This window comes from Streptomyces sp. V4I8 (genome assembly GCF_041261225.1).
GTDB lineage: Bacteria > Actinomycetota > Actinomycetes > Streptomycetales > Streptomycetaceae > Streptomyces.
This window is the reverse complement of record NZ_JBGCCN010000001.1, coordinates 2,287,761-2,305,750: the sequence shown is the minus strand read 5'-3', so window position 1 is coordinate 2,305,750 and position 17,990 is coordinate 2,287,761. Positions and strand designations below refer to the sequence as shown.

General features: G+C 69.1%; 12 protein-coding genes. 6 read left to right on the top strand and 6 right to left on the bottom strand.

Annotated features, from left to right (window positions below):
• Positions 1 to 21 precede the first annotated feature (21 nt).
• Both ABIE67_RS10420 and mtnK read left to right on the top strand, forming a co-directional pair.
• Complete coding sequence (locus tag ABIE67_RS10420) at positions 22 to 1,068, top strand: ABC transporter permease (RefSeq protein ID WP_370256012.1); 1,047 nt, start codon at positions 22 to 24, stop codon at positions 1,066 to 1,068.
• A 22-nt stretch (positions 1,069 to 1,090) separates the two neighbouring features.
• Positions 1,091 to 2,260 (top strand): S-methyl-5-thioribose kinase, encoded by a 1,170-nt coding sequence (gene mtnK, locus ABIE67_RS10415; protein ID WP_370256011.1) that lies wholly within the window; start codon positions 1,091 to 1,093, stop codon positions 2,258 to 2,260.
• A gap of 260 nt (positions 2,261 to 2,520) precedes the next feature.
• Here mtnK and ABIE67_RS10410 read toward each other — a convergent pair whose 3' ends face one another.
• From ABIE67_RS10410 to ABIE67_RS10395, 4 genes are all read right to left on the bottom strand, one after another.
• Entirely contained in the window at positions 2,521 to 4,137 is a 1,617-nt protein-coding gene (locus ABIE67_RS10410; RefSeq protein ID WP_370256010.1) for an FAD-dependent oxidoreductase, read from the bottom strand.
• A gap of 49 nt (positions 4,138 to 4,186) precedes the next feature.
• Positions 4,187 to 5,728: a glycerol kinase GlpK gene (gene glpK, locus ABIE67_RS10405; RefSeq protein ID WP_250085359.1), complete on the bottom strand. Its 1,542-nt coding sequence runs from the start codon at positions 5,726 to 5,728 to the stop codon at positions 4,187 to 4,189.
• 97 nt (positions 5,729 to 5,825) lie between these two features.
• Entirely contained in the window at positions 5,826 to 6,620 is a 795-nt protein-coding gene (locus tag ABIE67_RS10400) for an MIP/aquaporin family protein (protein WP_370256009.1), read from the bottom strand.
• A 321-nt stretch (positions 6,621 to 6,941) separates the two neighbouring features.
• Positions 6,942 to 7,706 (bottom strand): IclR family transcriptional regulator, encoded by a 765-nt coding sequence (locus tag ABIE67_RS10395; protein ID WP_370256008.1) that lies wholly within the window; start codon positions 7,704 to 7,706, stop codon positions 6,942 to 6,944.
• A gap of 293 nt (positions 7,707 to 7,999) precedes the next feature.
• Here ABIE67_RS10395 and metH point away from each other — a divergent pair, with 293 nt between their 5' ends.
• The 4 genes from metH to ABIE67_RS10375 all read left to right on the top strand — a co-directional run bounded on the left by metH (position 8,000) and on the right by ABIE67_RS10375 (position 16,075).
• The gene (gene metH / locus ABIE67_RS10390) at positions 8,000 to 11,518 is read left to right on the top strand and encodes a methionine synthase (protein ID WP_370256007.1); all 3,519 of its coding nucleotides are present in this window, start codon (positions 8,000 to 8,002) and stop codon (positions 11,516 to 11,518) included.
• 149 nt (positions 11,519 to 11,667) lie between these two features.
• Positions 11,668 to 12,363, top strand: coding sequence for an HAD family hydrolase (locus ABIE67_RS10385; RefSeq protein ID WP_370256006.1), 696 nt, complete (start codon positions 11,668 to 11,670; stop codon positions 12,361 to 12,363).
• A gap of 426 nt (positions 12,364 to 12,789) precedes the next feature.
• Positions 12,790 to 14,394: an ABC transporter substrate-binding protein gene (locus ABIE67_RS10380; RefSeq protein ID WP_370256005.1), complete on the top strand. Its 1,605-nt coding sequence runs from the start codon at positions 12,790 to 12,792 to the stop codon at positions 14,392 to 14,394.
• 100 nt (positions 14,395 to 14,494) lie between these two features.
• A complete protein-coding gene (locus tag ABIE67_RS10375) occupies positions 14,495 to 16,075 on the top strand; it encodes an ABC transporter substrate-binding protein (RefSeq protein WP_370256004.1) in 1,581 nt (526 codons plus the stop codon).
• Between the two features lie 139 nt (positions 16,076 to 16,214).
• Here the strand turns inward: ABIE67_RS10375 and ABIE67_RS10370 are convergent, their stop codons facing one another.
• Both ABIE67_RS10370 and ABIE67_RS10365 read right to left on the bottom strand, forming a co-directional pair.
• Positions 16,215 to 16,886 carry a response regulator transcription factor gene (locus ABIE67_RS10370; protein ID WP_015661641.1) on the bottom strand — a complete coding sequence of 224 codons (672 nt, stop codon included), beginning with the start codon at positions 16,884 to 16,886 and terminating at the stop codon, positions 16,215 to 16,217.
• 14 nt (positions 16,887 to 16,900) lie between these two features.
• Positions 16,901 to 17,914: a RecB family exonuclease gene (locus ABIE67_RS10365; protein ID WP_370256003.1), complete on the bottom strand. Its 1,014-nt coding sequence runs from the start codon at positions 17,912 to 17,914 to the stop codon at positions 16,901 to 16,903.
• Between the last annotated feature and the right edge of the window lie 76 nt (positions 17,915 to 17,990).

The following is a 17,990-nucleotide window of genomic DNA, read 5'->3' as shown; positions in this document are numbered from 1 at the left end:
GGCTCCCTGAGGAACTACGCCATGACCACCACCCAGAGCACGGAAGTCCCCACGAAGGCGGCGATCCCGCCCGCGACCTCCACCGCCGTACGCGTCCAGAACGCCGTCATCAAGTACGGCTTCATCTTCGTCACGGTCGCGCTGTTCCTGTACTTCGCGCTGAGCGAGGGCTCCTTCCGGGAGTCGGCGACTCTTCTCGACACGTTGCGATATGTCTCCGTGGCCGCGATCCTCGGCCTCGGCGTCACCCTCACCATGGCCGTCGGCGGAATGGACATGTCCGTCGGCGCGGTCGCCGGCCTCGGCGTCTCGGTCGCCGCCCAGACGATGGTCGTCCACAACCAGATCGGCACCATCGCCATCATCGCGGTCCTCGCGGCAGGCGCCCTCGCGGGCCTCCTCAACGCGCTCCTGATCGTCGTACTGAAGATCCCGGACATGCTCGCCACCCTCGGCACCATGTTCGTGATCCAGGGCAGCAAGCTCATCCTGGTCGACGGCCAGTCCATCACCCCCGGCATGACGATGGACGACGGCTCGACCGCGCCCGGCAGGTTCACCGCGGGCTTCCTGAAGATCGACCGCGGGACGGTCCTCGGCATCCCCATCTCCGTGCTGATCTTCGGCGGCCTGACCATCGCCGCCTGGGTCTTCCTCGCCCGCACCCGCTGGGGCCGCGTCCTGTACGCCATCGGCGCCAACCCCGAGGCCTCCCGCCTGGCCGGCATCCGCGTCGGCGCGTACCGGGCCCTCGCCTACGTCCTGTCCGGCGTCCTCGCCTCGATCGGCGGCCTCATCCTGGCCTCCCGCATCGGCCAGGGCGACGTCTCGGCGGGCACCTCGCAGCTGCTGGAGGCGGTCGCGGTGGCCCTCGTCGGCACCTCCGTCCTGGGCCGTGGCCGCCCCAACGTCTGGGGCACGGCCCTCGGCGCCGTCCTCATCGGCATCATCACCACCGGTCTGACCATCAAGGGCCTGCCGTACTACACCCAGGACGTCGTCGAGGGCGCGGTCCTCATCCTCGCCCTGGTCTTCAGCTTCACCCTGTCCAAGCGCCGTACCGCATAAGGAAGTTCGAGGAGTTCGTACGATGGGCTACCGCATCCTGGAGACCGACGACATCCCCGGCTACCTGCGCGAGCGCGGCCACTGGGACGACAGGGCCGACATCCGTGTGCGCGAGGTGTCGGACGGCAACATGAACCGCGTGTTCCTCGCCTCCTCCGCCGACGGCACCCGCAGCCTCGCCGTCAAGCAGGCCCTGCCCTGGGTCCGGGTCGCGGGCCCCTCCTGGCCTATGAGCCCCGAGCGCGCCGACGCCGAGGCCCGCGCCTACGCCCAGGTGGCGAAGGTCGCCCCCGACAAGATCCCGGCGATCCACGGCTACGACCCCGAGAACCACGCCCTCGTCATGGAGGACATGTCGGACCTGGAGGTCCTGCGTACCCGCCTGAACGACGGCGCGCCGTACGGCCCGCACACCTCGGCGCGCATCGGTGAGTTCGTCGCCCAGTTCTCCTTCGCGACCAGCGACTTCGGCATGGATTCGGCCGACCGCAAGGCGCTCATCGCGGCCTCGGTCAGCCCCGAGCTCTGCAAGATCACCGAGGACGTGGTCCTCTCCGAGCCGTACATCGAGCACGAACACAACCACTGGCACCCGCAGCTGGACGACCTGGCGGCCGAGTTCCGCGCCGACGCCCGGCTCCGCACCGAGGTCGCCGACCTCCGCCACACCTTCATGACCGGCGCCCAGGCCCTCCTCCACGGTGACCTGCACACCGGCAGCATCATGGTCGGCGAGCGCTCCGGTTCCCCGGTGGTCCGGGTCTTCGACCCCGAGTTCTCTTTCGTCGGCCCGATCGGCTACGACCTCGGCCTGTACTGGGCCAACGTGGTGGTCTCGGAGGAGCGGGCGCGTGCCCTCGGTACCCTGTCCGACCACGCGGATCAACTCCGCCTGTCCTGGGAGGCGTTCGAAACGGAGTTCCGCCGCCTGTGGCCGACCCGCGTCGACACGTTCTTCGACGACGCCTACCTGGACCGCTTCCTGCGCCGGGTATGGACGGAGTCCCTCGGCTACGCCGGCACGGAGATCATCCGCAGGATCATCGGCTTCGCCCATCTGACGGACCTCACGACTCTGCCCGACCCGGTCCCGGCATCCCGCAGGGCGCTGCTGACGGGCCGGGACCTGATAGTCCGTCGCGCCGAGTTGAACGCCCCGAACGATGTAAGGGCGGTAGTGCAACCCACCTAGGGGCGCGGGGCTGTACCAATGTGCGGCTCCGCCGCGTGGGCGCGACCAGCCCCCCCACACACACCCGCAGACGAAAACAAAAGCACTGGCACGCGAAAGGGGCGGCTCCGTCGGCGTGGAGCCGCCCCTTCCGGTCGTGGCCGGCCCCGGTGCGGAAGAAACGGGGCCGCCCTCGTGCGGTCCGGCCTGGTCAGGGGAGTGGCCGAACCCGGCGCCCAGGGAGGCTCATCCGGCGAAACCTCCCCTGGCGCCCGCGAGGCTCACTTCTTGTCGAGCAGGTCCTGGACCTTGGCGCGGACGTCGTCCGTGGCCAGACCCCGGATCGTCAGCGTCGTCCGGCGGCGCAGCACGTCGTCCTGCGTCTCGGCCCACTCGTTGTCCCGGGCGTAGACGACCTGGGCCCAGATCTCCGGAGCGTCCGGGTGGACGCGCTCGCCCAGCTCCGGGTTCTCGTTCGCGATGCGGGCGATGTCGAAGGCCAGCGAACCGTAGTGCGTGGCCAGGTGCTTGGCGGTGTCGGCCGCCATGCGCGGGCCGGGCGCCGGGCGGTCGGTCAGCAGCCGGTGGGCGACCGCGCGCGGGTTGGCGATGCCGGGCAGCGGCAGCTTCTTTGGCAGCGAGGCGATCGGCTCGAAGTCGTCGCCCAGCGGGTGGCCCGGCAGCGCCTCCAGCTTCTTCATGATCGTGCGGCCGATGTGCCGGAAGGTCGTCCACTTGCCGCCCGCGACGGACAGCATGCCGCCCTTGCCCTCGGTCACGACCGTCTCGCGCTTGGCCTTCGCGGTGTCACCGGGGCCGCCCGGCAGCACGCGCAGACCCGCGAAGGAGTACGTGATGAGGTCACGGTCGAGCTGCTGGTCGCGGATCGAGAACGCGGCCTCGTCGAGTATCTGGGCCGTGTCCTTCTCGGTGACCGCGACGTCCGCCGGGTCGCCCTCGAACTCCTCGTCCGTGGTGCCCAGGAGCAGCATGTCCTCCCAGGGCAGGGCGAACGTGATCCGGTACTTGTCGATCGGGGTCGCGAGCGCCGCCTTCCACGGCGACGTCCGCTTCAGGACCAGATGCGCGCCCTTCGACAGACGGATCGACGGCGCGGCATTCGGGTCCTCCATCTTGCGCAGGTGGTCCACCCACGGGCCGGTCGCGTTCAGCACGAGCCGGGCGTTCACCCCGAACTCGTCACCGGACACGCGGTCCCTCAGGTCCGCCCCGGTCACCCGGCCCTTGGTGAAGCGCAGGCCGGTGACCTCGGCGTGGTTGAGCACGACCGCGCCCGCCTCGACGGCCCCGCGGACCGTCATCAGCGCCATGCGCGCGTCGTTCATCTGGTCGTCGCCGTACACGGCCACGGCCTTGAGGTTCTCGGTGCGCAGCTCGGGCACGTCCTGCGCCGCCTTGGCGGGGGACAGGAGGTGACCGACGCCGTCACCGAACGCGGAGAGCGCGGAGTAGGCGAAGACGCCCGCCCCGAGCTTCGCGGCGCCGTGCGGCCCGCCCTTGTACACGGGGAGGTAGAACGTGAGCGGGTTCGCCAGGTGAGGGGCCACCTGACGGGAGACCGCACGGCGCTCGAAGTGGTTCTCCGCCACCAGCTTCACCGCGCCGGTCTGCAGGTAGCGCAGACCGCCGTGGAGCAGCTTGGAGGAGGCGGACGAGGTGGCGCCGGCGAAGTCACCGGCGTCGACCAGAGCCACCCGCAGGCCGGACTGCGCGGCGTGCCAGGCGGTGGAGATGCCCAGGATGCCGCCGCCGATCACGAGAAGGTCGTACGACGCCTTGGCGAGCTGCTCCCGGGTCTCGGCGCGGCTCGGGTTCGAGCCGGACGCCGGGCGCGTCCCGAGGGCAGGCACGGACTGCAGGGTGGTCTGACTGGTCATTTCGGGTTCTTACTCCTCATCAGAGTTCGAGAGCTGGCGAGAGCTGCTCTCAGCTCTCGTCGTCCTCGATCCAGCCCATGGTCCGCTCGACGGCCTTGAGCCAGTTCTTGTACTCACGGTCGCGGGTCTCCGCGTCCATGTGGGGGGTCCACTCGGCGGCCCGGCGCCAGTTGGAGCGCAGTTCGTCGGTGCCGGACCAGAAGCCGACGGCGAGACCGGCGGCGTAGGCGGCGCCGAGGCAGGTGGTCTCGGCGACCATCGGGCGCACCACGGGTGCGTCCAGGACGTCCGAGAGGGTCTGCATCAGCAGGTTGTTGGAGGTCATGCCGCCGTCGACCTTCAGGGCCACCAGCTCGTCGCCGGAGTCCTTGACCATGGCGTCGGCGATCTCCCGCGTCTGCCAGGCGGTGGCCTCCAGGACGGCGCGCGCGAGGTGCGCCTTGGTGACGTACCGGGTCAGGCCGGCGATCACACCGCGGGCGTCGGAGCGCCAGTGCGGGGCGAACAGGCCGGAGAAGGCCGGTACGAAGTAGGCACCGCCGTTGTCCTCGACCGAGAGCGCGAGCGTCTCGATCTCGGCGGCGGTGGAGATCAGGCCCATCTGGTCGCGCATCCACTGCACCAGCGAGCCGGTGACGGCGATCGAGCCCTCCAGGGCGTACACCGTCGGCTGGTCGCCGATCTTGTAGCCGACCGTGGTGAGCAGGCCCGCGTACGAGTTGATGATCTTGTCACCGGTGTTCATCACCATGAAGGTGCCGGTGCCGTACGTCGACTTGACCTCGCCCTCGGAGAAACAGGTCTGGCCGAACAGGGCCGCCTGCTGGTCGCCGAGCGCCGAGGCGACCGGGATGCCGCCGAGCAGGTCGCCCAGCTTGCCGCCGGTGACCTCGCCATAGACCTCGGCGGAAGAGCGGATCTCCGGCAGGATCTGCAGCGGCACGCCGATCGACTCGGCGATCTTGTCGTCCCACTCCATGGTGTGCAGGTTCATCAGCATGGTGCGGGAGGCGTTGGTGACGTCGGTGACGTGCTTGCCGCCGTTGGCACCACCGGTCAGGTTCCAGATGACCCAGGTGTCCATGGTGCCGAAGAGGATGTCGCCGGCCTCGGCGCGCTCCTTGAGGCCCTCGACGTTGTCCAGCAGCCAGCGGGCCTTGGGACCGGCGAAGTAGGAGGCGAGGGGAAGGCCGGTCTCACGGCGGAAGCGGTCCTGGCCGACATTGCGGCCGAGCTCCTTGCAGAGCGCGTCGGTGCGGGTGTCCTGCCAGACGATGGCGTTGTGGACGGGCTCACCGGTGTTCTTGTCCCACAGCACGGTGGTCTCGCGCTGGTTGGTGATGCCGATGGCCTTGATGTCGTCGCGGGTGATGCCGGCCTTGGCGATCGCTCCGGCGACGACCTCCTGGACGTTGGTCCAGATCTCGGTCGCGTTGTGCTCGACCCAGCCCGGCTTCGGGAAGATCTGCTCGTGCTCCTTCTGGTCGACGGAGACGATACGGCCGTCGCGGTCGAAGACGATGCAGCGGGACGAGGTGGTGCCCTGGTCGATGGCGGCGATGAAGGGGCCGGCGGTGTGGGCGTCGGTCACTGTTAGCTCCTGGAAGTTCCGTGGTTATGGGGCTTTACGTACGGCGCGCGCTGAGAGTTTCGGTGCTTATCACCCGAACGGGTGAAGCTCGCTGCTCCTAGGCGAAAGCGACGTTGTAGATGCCTGCAGCGATGGCGCCGCCGATCAGCGGGCCGACCACCGGGATCCAGGCGTAGCCCCAGTCGGAACCGCCCTTGTTGGGCAGCGGCAGAAGGGCGTGGACGATACGCGGACCGAGGTCACGGGCCGGGTTGATCGCGTAACCGGTCGGGCCGCCGAGCGACAGACCGATGGAGACGACCACGAGCGCGGTGATCAGGGCGCCCAGGGTGCCGAGGCCGTTGCCGGCGTCGTTCAGGCCCTGCGTGAGGACGGCCAGGACCAGTACGACGGTGCCGATGATCTCCGTGGCGAGGTTCTGCACCGCGTTCCGGATCTCGGGACCGGTGGAGAAGATGCCCAGGACCGGGCCGGCGCCCTTCTCCTGGGCCTCGACGGCCTTGGTCGCCGTGGCCTGCGCACCCGGACCGCCGACGATCTCCTTGTCGGTGAGGTGGGCGTGGAACTGGCCGTAGTAGGCGACCCAGACCAGGGCCGCACCGATCATGGCGCCGAGCAGCTGTCCGGCGAAGTACGTCGGAACATTGCTCCACTCGCCGTCCTTGATCGCGAGTGCGACGGTCACGGCCGGGTTCAGATGGGCGCCGGACAGCGGCGCCGAGGTGTACACCGCCGTGAGTACTGCGAAGCCCCACCCGAAGGTGATGGCGAGCCAGCCGGCGTTGCGGGCCTTGGAGGCCTTCAGCGTGACGGCGGCGCAGACGCCCCCGCCGAGCAGGATGAGTATGGCGGTACCGATGGTCTCGCCGATGAAGATGTCGGAGCTGGACACCCGCGACTCCTTTGTCCTTCGTCCAGGGGAAGCCGAACCCCGGGTCCCTCCGGTGGTTCGCGTTGCCCTCGGGGGTGAGAGCGATGCCGGCCCTTGGCGTTGTCACACTCTAGCGCGTATTGCCGGTAAGTGTTCGACAATGCCGACCGATGGACGGGAGTCTTGCCCCGGCGTCGTACGTGCGTCAAGAGCTCTGTCGTTGAATGCGCGATCGTTGTCGATTGTGTTGGTTTATCGACATGCCGACATTTGGGTTGCGGCACAACGAATTCCGGGACGTCCTACGACGTCCCGGCAGCCACACTCGTCCCGTACAGGCGCTCAGAACCGCCCGGCGCCCAGGTCCCGCGACACCGCGCGGGCGCAGTCCCGCACCGCCGCGATCAGCTCGGGACGCAGCTCGCCGTCCCGGCACAGCCGTTCCACGGCGCCGGTGATACCGACCGCGCCGACCGGCATGCGACGCCGGTCGTGGATGGGGGCGGCCAGGGCGGCGACGCCCTCCCAGGTCTCCTCGACGTCCGCCGCGTAGCCACGCGCGCGTGTCATGTCGAGGATGTGCTCGAAGCCGTCCAGCTCGCACACGGTCCGGTCCGTGTAGGCCTTGCGGTCGGCCTCGATCACCTCGCTGTGCGCGACCGGGTCGTACGCCGACAGGACCTTGCCCAGGGCCGTGGAGTGCAGCGGCTGCATGGCGCCGATCTCCAGCACTTGCCTGCTGTCGTCCGGGCGGAAGACGTGGTGGACGATCAGCACCCCCTGCTGGTGCAGCACGCCCAGGTAGACGCTCTCCCCGCTGGAGCGGGCCAGGTCGTCCGTCCACACCAGCGCGCGTGCCCGCAGCTCGTGCACGTCCAGGTAGGTGGTGCCCAGGCGCAGCAGCTCGGCGCCCAGCTGGTAACGCCCCGAGGCGTCGTCCTGCTCGACGAAACCCTCCTGCTGGAGGGTGCGCAGAATCCCGTGGGCGGTGCCCTTGGCGAGGCCCAGTGACGAGGCGATGTCCGACAGGCCGAGGCGTCGCTCGCCGCCTGCGAGAAGCCGCAGCATCGCGGCCGCCCGTTCGAGCGACTGGATGTTCCGTGCCATCGCCGTACTGCCTCCGTCCCCTTCGACCGTCGACATCGCGACGTCGCTGCCGCCGTTCGGCAATGTCGAACACTACCGGTCGATGCCGACCTCCCGCTAATGGTCCGTCGCCATCCGGCCGCTTCTCTTGCGTCACACGTATCCGGTGAGCGCACTCACCGTCGCCCGCGTCCGCCCCGTGGACGGCCCGAACATTCCGTCGCGGTCCCGGCTACCCTGGCGGCGTGCGCCCGCTGTGGAAAGTCACACCGGGGTGCAAAGCCGACAGCCGTCGCATTCCAGGGAGCCCTTTCATGGCCTCGTTGCCACCGACCCCTTCCGCCGACAGCCGGACCCGTGTGTCCGCCCTCCGTGAGGCCCTCGCCACCCGTGTGGTGGTCGCCGACGGAGCGATGGGCACCATGTTGCAGGCCCAGGAGCCCACCCTCGAGGACTTCGAGAACCTCGAAGGCTGCAACGAGATCCTCAACCTCACCCGGCCCGACATCGTCCGCTCCGTCCACGAGGCCTACTTCGAGACGGGCGTGGACTGCGTCGAGACCAACACCTTCGGCGCCAACCACTCGGCCATGGCCGAGTACGACATCGCCGACCGCGTCCATGAGCTGTCCGAGGCGGGCGCCCGTATCGCCCGCGAGACCGCCGACGCGTTCGGCGCCCGCGACGGCCGCCAGCGGTGGGTGCTCGGATCGATCGGCCCCGGTACGAAGCTGCCGACCCTCGGCCACATCGGCTACGGCACACTGCGCGACGGCTTCCAGGCGAACGCCGAGGGCCTGCTCGCCGGCGGTGCGGACGCCCTGATCGTGGAGACCACACAGGACCTCCTGCAGACGAAGTCGTCGATCCTGGGCGCCCGGCGCGCCATGGAGGCGACCGGCACCGACGTCCCGCTGCTGGTCTCCATGGCCTTCGAGACGACCGGCACCATGCTGCTCGGTTCCGAGATCGGCGCCGCGCTGACCGCGCTGGAGCCCCTCGGCATCGACATGATCGGCCTGAACTGCTCGACCGGCCCCGCCGAGATGAGCGAGCACCTGCGCTACCTGGCCCGGCACTCCCGCACCCCCCTGCTGTGCATGCCCAACGCCGGCCTGCCGATCCTCACCAAGGACGGCGCCCACTTCCCGCTCGACCCCGAGGGCCTGGCCGACGCCCAGGAGACCTTCGTACGGGACTACGGGCTGAACCTCATCGGCGGCTGCTGCGGCACGACCCCCGAGCACCTCAGGCAGCTCGTGGAGCGGGTGCGGGAAGCCACGCCCGGCGAGCGCCGGCCGCAGCCGGAACCCGGCGCCGCCTCCCTCTACCAGACGGTCCCGTTCCGTCAGGACACCTCCTACCTGGCCATCGGCGAGCGCACCAACGCCAACGGCTCGAAGAAGTTCCGCGAGGCCATGCTGGCGGCCCGCTGGGACGACTGCGTCGAGATGGCCCGCGAGCAGATCCGCGAGGGCGCGCACATGCTCGACCTGTGCGTGGACTACGTCGGCCGCGACGGCGTCGCCGACATGGAGGAACTGGCCGGCCGCTTCGCCACCGCCTCGACCCTGCCGATCGTGCTGGACTCCACCGAGGTGCCCGTCATCCAGGCCGGTCTGGAGAAGCTCGGCGGGCGCGCGGTCATCAACTCCGTCAACTACGAGGACGGCGACGGCCCCGAGTCCCGCTTCGCGAAGGTCACCCAGCTCGCCCGCGAGCACGGCGCCGCGCTGATCGCGCTGACCATCGACGAGGAGGGCCAGGCCCGCACCCCGGAGAAGAAGGTCGAGATCGCCGAGCGGCTGATCGACGACCTGACCGGCAACTGGGGCATCCTCGAGTCGGACATCCTCATCGACACCCTGACCTTCACCATCTGCACCGGTCAGGAAGAGTCCCGCAAGGACGGCATCGCCACCATCGAGGCGATCCGCGAACTCAAGCGACGCCACCCGGACGTCCAGACCACCCTGGGCCTGTCCAACATCTCCTTCGGCCTCAACCCGGCCGCCCGCATCCTGCTCAACTCCGTCTTCCTCGACGAGTGCGTCAAGGCGGGCCTGGACTCGGCCATCGTCCACGCCTCGAAGATCCTGCCGATCGCCCGCTTCAGCGAGGAAGAGGTACAGACGGCCCTCGACCTCATCCACGACCGGCGCGCCGAGGGCTACGACCCCCTCCAGAAGCTCATGCAGCTCTTCGAGGGCGCCACCACCAAGTCCCTCAAGGCGGGCCGGGCAGAGGAACTGGCCGCCCTCCCGCTGGAGGAGCGCCTCAAGCGCCGCATCATCGACGGCGAGAAGAACGGCCTGGAAGCCGACCTCGACGACGCCCTCCAGACCCGCGCCGCCCTCGACATCGTCAACGAGACCCTCCTGGACGGCATGAAGGTCGTCGGCGAGCTGTTCGGCTCCGGCCAGATGCAGCTGCCGTTCGTGCTCCAGTCGGCCGAGGTCATGAAGACCGCCGTCGCCCACCTCGAACCGTACATGGAGAAGTCCGACGCCGACGGCAAGGGCACCATCGTGCTGGCCACCGTGCGCGGCGACGTCCACGACATCGGCAAGAACCTCGTCGACATCATCCTGTCCAACAACGGCTACAACGTGGTCAACCTGGGCATCAAGCAGCCCGTCTCCGCCATCCTGGAAGCCGCCGAGGAGCACCGCGCCGACGTCATCGGCATGTCCGGCCTGCTGGTCAAGTCCACGGTGATCATGAAGGAGAACCTGGAGGAGCTCAACCAGCGTGGCCTGGCGGCGGACTACCCGGTCATCCTCGGCGGCGCCGCCCTCACGCGCGCGTACGTCGAGCAGGACCTGCACGAGATCTACGAGGGCGAAGTCCGCTACGCCCGGGACGCGTTCGAGGGCCTGCGCCTGATGGACGCCCTCATCGGCGTCAAGCGGGGCGTGCCCGGCGCGAAGCTGCCCGACCTCAAGCAGCGCCGGGTCAGGACCGCGGCCACCGCGGCCGTACTCGACGAGCGTCCGGAAGAAGGCCACGTCCGTTCCGACGTCGCCACCGACAACCCGCTCCCCGAGCCGCCGTTCTGGGGCACCCGCGTCATCAAGGGCATCCAGCTCAAGGAATACGCGTCCTGGCTCGACGAGGGCGCCCTCTTCAAGGGCCAGTGGGGCCTGAAGGAGACCCGCACCGGCGGCGGACCGTCGTACGAGGAACTCGTCGAGACCGAGGGCCGCCCGCGGCTGCGCGGACTGCTCGACCGGCTCCAGACGGAGAACCTCCTCGAAGCGGCCGTGGTCTACGGCTACTTCCCGTGCGTCTCCAAGGACGACGACCTGATCCTTCTCGACGAGCACGGCAACGAACGCACCCGCTTCACCTTCCCGCGCCAGCGCCGCGGCCGCCGCCTGTGCCTCGCGGACTTCTTCCGCCCGCAGGAGTCGGGCGAGACGGACGTCGTGGGCCTCCAGGTGGTCACCGTGGGCTCGCGGATCGGCGAGGAGACCGCGCGGATGTTCGAGGCGAACGCCTACCGCGACTACCTGGAACTGCACGGCCTGTCCGTCCAGCTGGCCGAGGCGCTCGCCGAGTACTGGCACGCGCGCGTGCGTTCCGAGCTGGGCTTCGCCGGTGAGGACCCGGCCGACATCGAGGACATGTTCGCGCTGAAGTACCGGGGCGCCCGCTTCTCCCTCGGCTACGGCGCCTGCCCCAACCTGGAGGACCGGTCCAAGATCGCCGACCTGCTCCAGCCGGAGCGCATCGGCGTCCACCTGTCCGAGGAGTTCCAGCTGCACCCCGAGCAGTCCACGGACGCCATCGTCATCCACCACCCGGAGGCGAAGTACTTCAACGCACGATGAGGCGATCCCCGGCGTCCGATCGGTGTGCCCCGAGGCACAGCGGTTAAATCAGGCGCTTCGCCGCCGCACGCCGTACACTGGACGGTCCACCGCAGGCCGGTTCCCTTCATGGGAGCCGGCCTGATCGCCCCTCAAGGAGGTGCGCCAGGATGACCAGCACGGTCCCCGCGCCAGTAACCCGTACGGCCGACGGTTCGGCACTGCAGGCCGTACTCCTCGACATGGACGGAACCCTGGTGGACACCGAGGGCTTCTGGTGGGACGTCGAGGTCGAGATCTTCGCCGGCCTCGGCCACACCCTCGACGACACCTGGCGCCATGTCGTGGTCGGCGGCCCGATGACCCGCAGCGCGGGCTTCCTGATCGAGGCCACCGGCGCCGACATCACCCTCGCCGAGCTCACGGTGCTGCTCAACCAGGGCTTCGAGGACCGTATCGACCGCGCCCTGCCGCTGATGCCGGGCGCGGCCCGGCTGCTGGCCGAGCTGGCCGAGTACGAGATTCCCACGGCGCTGGTATCCGCCTCGCACCGGCGCATCATCGACCGGGTGCTCACCTCGCTCGGCCCGCAGTACTTCGCGCTCACCGTCGCCGGGGACGAGGTGGCGCGCACCAAGCCGCACCCCGACCCCTACCTGTTCGCCGCGGCCGGACTCGGCGCCGACCCCGCCCGATGCGCCGTCGTCGAGGACACGGCGACCGGCGTCGCCGCAGCCGAGGCCGCGGGCTGCCATGTGGTGGCCGTGCCGTCGGTGGCACCGATCACCCCGGCCGCCCGGCGTACCGTGGTGACCTCGCTGGAAGAGGTCGATCTGGCATTTCTGCGGGGGCTGATGGTGGCCTGACGGCGGAATTAGGCCCGGCGTTCACCCAGCGTGCAACCCTGATAGGCCGGGGAATTCCGTAAAGGAATTCGAATGTCGCGCGGTGGCTGAATTCCGGTGCACACCAAGACCGTTCAGTTTGTGACGTTCACCACTCCCTGGAGGGTCGACAGGTGCTCTGCCGTGTGCAGCCGACCCTTCAACGAGGCCTTCAGGCGTACCCTTGTGTCCCGATTCATTGATCGGTGCACGAATCCTTCCGGCATCAGGTTTCCGGTGCGTCCACACCCGGTTTCACAGCGTGATGGGTTCTCAACTCCGGTGGCGGCGAACCCTCCTGCGGGCGCGGACTAACCTCGACGCGAGAACATCGCCCTTACCCCCGTGATCCGCCGCAACACCCCTGCATGCCGGGTACACGGAGTCGACAGCTGGAGAACCCCGAGCATGAACCGCAAGACTTTGGTGCTGTCGGCCGTCATCGGCCTGCTCGCGCCGGTTCTCGCCGCCTGCGGCGGAACCGACAGCGGTAGCGACGGCGGCGACGCGATCGTCGTCGGCACCACGGACGCGTTCACTGCCTCGAAGGACGCTCCCGCACCCCTCGACCCGGCCTACGCCTACGACGTCGGCACCTGGAACATCCTGCGCCAGACCGTGCAGACCCTGATGGTCCAGCCGCGCGGCGAGGGCGACCCGGTGCCCGAGGCCGCCCAGAGCTGCGGCTTCACCGACAGCGGCAACGAGCGCTACGCCTGCACCCTGCGCAAGGACCTCAAGTTCGCGAACGGCGCCCCCGTCACCGCGGCCGACGTCAAGTACTCCATCGACCGCGCCCGCGCCCTCAAGGCCGACAGCGGCGTCTTCGCGCTGCTGTCCACCATCGACACCGTCGAGACCCAGGGCGACCGCGAGGTCATCTTCCACCTCAAGACCGCCGACGCCACCTTCCCGTTCAAGCTGTCCACCCCGGTCGCCGGCATCGTCGACCCGGACATCTACGCCAAGGACAAGCTGCGCGACGGCTTCGAGGTCGACGGCTCCGGCCCGTACACCCTCCAGGCCGAGGTCAAGAACGACAAGCTGGTCTCCGCCGTGTTCACCAAGAACCCCGACTACAAGGGGAGCCTGACGGTGAACAACGACAAGGTCGAACTGCGCAACTTCGCGGACGCCGACGAAATGGGCACCGCCCTCACCAAGGGCGACATCGACCTGATGACCCGCACCATGTCGCCCGAGCAGATCCAGAAGCTGTCGGCCGACTCCGACGACACCCTCGACCTCGTCGAGATGTCCGGCCTGGAAATCCGCTACCTCGCCTTCAACACCAACGACCCGAGCGTCCGGACCAAGGCCGTCCGCCAGGCGATGGCACAGCTCATCAACCGCGGCGAACTCGTCTCCAAGGTCTATGGCTCCCAGGCCGAACCGCTGTACTCGCTGGTCCCCGCCAGCGTCACGGGCCACTCCAACGCCTTCTTCAACAAGTACGGCGACCCGAGCGCCGCCAAGGCCAAGTCGCTGTTGGAGAAGGCCGGCATCACCACCCCGGTGAAGCTGACGCTGCACTACACCACCGACCACTACGGCTCGGCCACCAAGAAGGAGTTCGAGCTGCTGCAGAAGCAGCTCAACGACAGCGGCCTGTTCGACGTCGACATCGAGGGCGCCCCCTGGGCGACGTTCCGCCCCGCCGAGCAGAAGGGCGAGTACGAGGTCTACGGCATGGGCTGGTTCCCCGACTTCCCCGACGCCGACAACTTCCTCGCGCCCTTCCTCGACAAGGACAACTTCCTCGGCTCGCCCTACGCCAACAGCGCGATCCGCAACCACCTCATCCCGGAGTCCCGCCGCGTGGCCGACCGGCTCTCGGCGTCCGGCAGCCTGACGGACATCCAGGACATCGTCGCCAACGACGTCCCGGTGATCCCGCTGTGGCAGGGCAAGCAGTACGTCGCCGCCGGCGACGACGTCACGGGTACGGCCTATGTGCTCAACTCCTCCTCGACCCTTCAGCTGTGGGAGCTCGGCCGTGGCGTGAGCGGCTGACGTCTTCCCGCACCCGGCGCCCACGACCAGGACGCCGGGTCCGGCCCGGGACCCAGGACGAGGCCCGGGTTCCACACAACCGACGACAAGGCACTCGTACGTGAACATGCGCAACCAGTGGCCGGTCCTGCCCGTCATGGCAGGGCTGGCCTCCGGCCTGCTGACCGGCTGCGGAACGGAGACGGGCGATTCCGGGGGGACCGGCAGCTCGGTGGTCATGGGGATGTCCGACGACGTCCTGGCCACCGACCCCGCCTCCGGCTACGACCCCGGCTCCTGGCTGTTGTTCAACAACGTCTTCCAGTCCCTGCTCAGCTTCCCCAAGGGCGCCACCGAACCGCAGCCCGAAGCCGCCGAGCAGTGCACCTTCTCCGACACGGAAGCCAAGGTCTACAAGTGCACGCTCAGAGACGGCCTCACCTTCAGCAACGGTGACGAACTCACCTCCGAGGACGTCAAGTTCTCCTTCGACCGCATGCTGAAGATCAACGACCCCGACGGCCCCGCCGTCATGTTCCCCACCCTCGACAAGGTGCAGACCCCGGACGAGAAGACGGTCGTCTTCCGGCTCAACACCCCGGACGCCACCTTCCCGAGCAAGATAGCCTCCGGTGCCGGCTCCATCGTCGACCAGGAGCAGTACGACGCGAACGGCCTGCGCAAGGACAAGGCAGCGGTCGGCTCGGGCCCGTACCAGCTCGACTCGTTCGACGACGACGAGGCCGTCTTCTCCGTCAACGAGAACTACAAGGGCACCGCGGAGGCACAGAACTCCGGCGTGACCCTGAAGTTCTTCCACGGCGACCAGGACGCCCTGAAGAAGGCCTTGGGCGAAGGCGAGGTCGACATCGCCTACCGAGGCCTCACCGCGGGCGACATCGCCGACATCGAGAAGACCGGCGCCGACTCCGGCGTCGAGCTCGTCGAGGGCAGCAGCGCCGAAGTCCAGCACCTGGTCTTCAACATGGACGACCCGGTCGCCGGAAAGCTCGGCGTCCGCAAGGCCATCGCCTACCTCATCGACCGCGACGCCCTCATCAAGGACGTCTACCAGGGCACCGCCAGCCCGCTGTACTCGATCATCCCGGCCGGTATCGGCGGCCACAACACCGCCTTCTTCGACACCTACGGCGCCCGCCCCTCCAAGGCCAAGGCCGCCGCCGCGCTGCAGGACGACGGCATCACCGGCAAGGTCAAGCTGACCCTCTGGTCCACCCCGTCGCGCTATGGCCCGGCCACCGACCAGGAGCTGAAGGCGATCGCCCAGCAGCTCAACGACAGCGGCCTGTTCGACGCCGATGTGCAGTCCGTCGCGTTCGACCAGTACGAGAAGGACATCGCCGACGGCAAGTACGGCGTGTACGTGAAGGGCTGGATCCCGGACTACCCGGACGCCGACAACTTCACCGCCCCCTTCTTCGGCAAGGGCAACGTGCTGGGCAACAACTACAGCAACAACGCGATCACCGGCTCGCTCATCCCGCGTACCGCCTCCGAGAGCGACCGCTCCGCGACGGACGACGAATTCAGCCGGCTCCAGGACATCGTGGCCAGGGAACTCCCCGTCCTCCCGGTCTGGCAGGCCAAGCAGTACGCCGTCGTCCGCGACAACGTCTACGGCCTGGAGTACTGCCTCGACGCCTCCACCGTCTTCCGCTTCTGGGAGCTGAGCAAGGGCTGAGTAAGAGCTGAGCAAGGGCTGATGGACGGCCACAGCTGACGGCCGGCCGCACCCGTCGCACGTACGCAGAGGGCGCCCCTTCCAGGAAGGGGCGCCCTCTGCGCCGTAACGCGGGCTCTCGCTGCCGCGGGCCGGGCACCTACTGTGCGCCGGGGCGCACCAGCCCGCTCTCGTACGCGTACACCGCGGCCTGCACCCGGTCACGCAACCCCAGCTTGGTGAGCACATGGCCGACATGCGTCTTCACCGTGGTCTCGCTGACGAACAGATCCGCGGCGATCTCCGCGTTGGACAGGCCCCGCGCCACCAGCTTCAGCACCTCCACCTCGCGGTCGGTGAGCGTGTGCAGGGTGTCCGGAACCGGCTCGTCGCCCGACGGCAGATGCGTCGCGTACTTGTCGAGCAGGCGGCGCGTGATGCTCGGCGCGAGCATCGCCTCACCGCCGGCGACCACCCGGATCGCCTGCACCAGCTCATTGGCCGGGGCGTCCTTCAGCAGGAAGCCACTGGCGCCCGCCTTCAGCGCCTCCACCACATACTCGTCGAGATCGAAGGTGGTCAGCACCAGCACCTTCGCCGGACCGTCCCGCCCGGGCCCGGTGATCTGCCGGGTCGCCTCGACACCGTCCATCCGAGGCATGCGGATGTCCATCAGAACCACGTCGGGCTGCAGGGCCCGCACCTGGTCGAGAGCCTGGAGGCCGTCGCCGGCCTCGCCCACGACCGCGATGTCCTGCTCCGCTTCCAGAATCATCCGGAAGCCGGTACGCAGCAGCGGCTGGTCGTCGACCAGTAGGACGCGGATGGCCACGTAAGTCTCCTTCGCTAGTCCGGCCCCATTCTGCCCTGCGGGCCGGCACCGGACTCGCCCGCCCTGACCGGCAACGGATAGGGCGGGGGAGTGCCGCCGAATTCCGGGCAGTGGGCCTGGTGATCGCACCAGCCGCACAACTTCGTCGGCCGGGGCCGCCAGACACCCGTCTCCGTCGCCTCCCGGATCGCCTCCCACAGCGCCAGCAGCTTGCGCTCGACCCGCTCCAGATCGGCGAGCACGGGGTCGTACGTCAGCACGTCACCACTACCGAGATAGACGAGCTGCAGCCGACGCGGAATCACGTTCTTCAGCCGCCAGACGACGAGCGCGTAGAACTTCATCTGGAACAGCGCGCCCTCGGAGTACTCGGGCCGCGGTGCCTTGCCCGTCTTGTAGTCGACGATCCGCACCTCACCGGTGGGCGCCACGTCGACACGGTCGATGATGCCGCGCAACCGCAGCCCCGAATCCAGCTCCGCCTCCACGAACAACTCGCGCTCGGCCGGCTCCAGCCGGGTCGGATCCTCGAGCCCGAACCACCGCTCGACAAGCCGCTCCGCCTCACCCAGCCACGTCGCCAGCCGCTCGCCCTCGGGATCGTCCGCGAACAGCTCCACGACCTCCGGCCTGCTCTCCCGCAAGCGGTCCCACTGGCCGGGAATGAGCGACTTGGCGCGCGGAGCCGTCCGCTCGGCCGCCGGGGCGTCGAAGAGCCGCTCCAGCACCGCGTGCACCAGCGTGCCCTTCGTCGCCGCCGCACTCGGCTTCTCCGGCAGCCGGTCGATCACCCGGAACCGGTAGAGCAGCGGACACTGCATGAAGTCGCTGGCACGCGAGGGAGACAGCGAGGCCGGCGCTATGGCGGAGCGGACGACCATGCCGCCCGCCGTGGCCGCGCCCTCACCCGCCTCGACCACCGCCGCCGTACTGTCCGCTCCTGCTGGGTACTCGTCCGCCGCCGGCCCTGCCACCGGCGCGCCGTCACCGCCGCAGCCCGCCGCGGCACCCTCCGTGCTCGTCTCCATGCCCACAGACCTTACGGCCCGCCACTGACAGTGACCCAGTCGCGGCCGTTACGGCAGGGACAGCCGGGGAAACAGA

What these genes read in the sequence shown, in the direction of transcription:
- ABIE67_RS10365 (WP_370256003.1), bottom strand. Translation starts at nt 17,914, where the DNA reads ATGGAGACGAGCACGGAGGGTGCCGCGGCGGGCTGCGGCGGTGACGGC.
- ABIE67_RS10420 (WP_370256012.1), top strand. Translation starts at nt 22, where the DNA reads ATGACCACCACCCAGAGCACGGAAGTCCCCACGAAGGCGGCGATCCCG.
- ABIE67_RS10410 (WP_370256010.1), bottom strand. Translation starts at nt 4,137, where the DNA reads ATGACCAGTCAGACCACCCTGCAGTCCGTGCCTGCCCTCGGGACGCGC.
- ABIE67_RS10395 (WP_370256008.1), bottom strand. Translation starts at nt 7,706, where the DNA reads ATGGCACGGAACATCCAGTCGCTCGAACGGGCGGCCGCGATGCTGCGG.
- metH (WP_370256007.1), top strand. Translation starts at nt 8,000, where the DNA reads ATGGCCTCGTTGCCACCGACCCCTTCCGCCGACAGCCGGACCCGTGTG.
- ABIE67_RS10385 (WP_370256006.1), top strand. Translation starts at nt 11,668, where the DNA reads ATGACCAGCACGGTCCCCGCGCCAGTAACCCGTACGGCCGACGGTTCG.
- mtnK (WP_370256011.1), top strand. Translation starts at nt 1,091, where the DNA reads ATGGGCTACCGCATCCTGGAGACCGACGACATCCCCGGCTACCTGCGC.
- ABIE67_RS10380 (WP_370256005.1), top strand. Translation starts at nt 12,790, where the DNA reads ATGAACCGCAAGACTTTGGTGCTGTCGGCCGTCATCGGCCTGCTCGCG.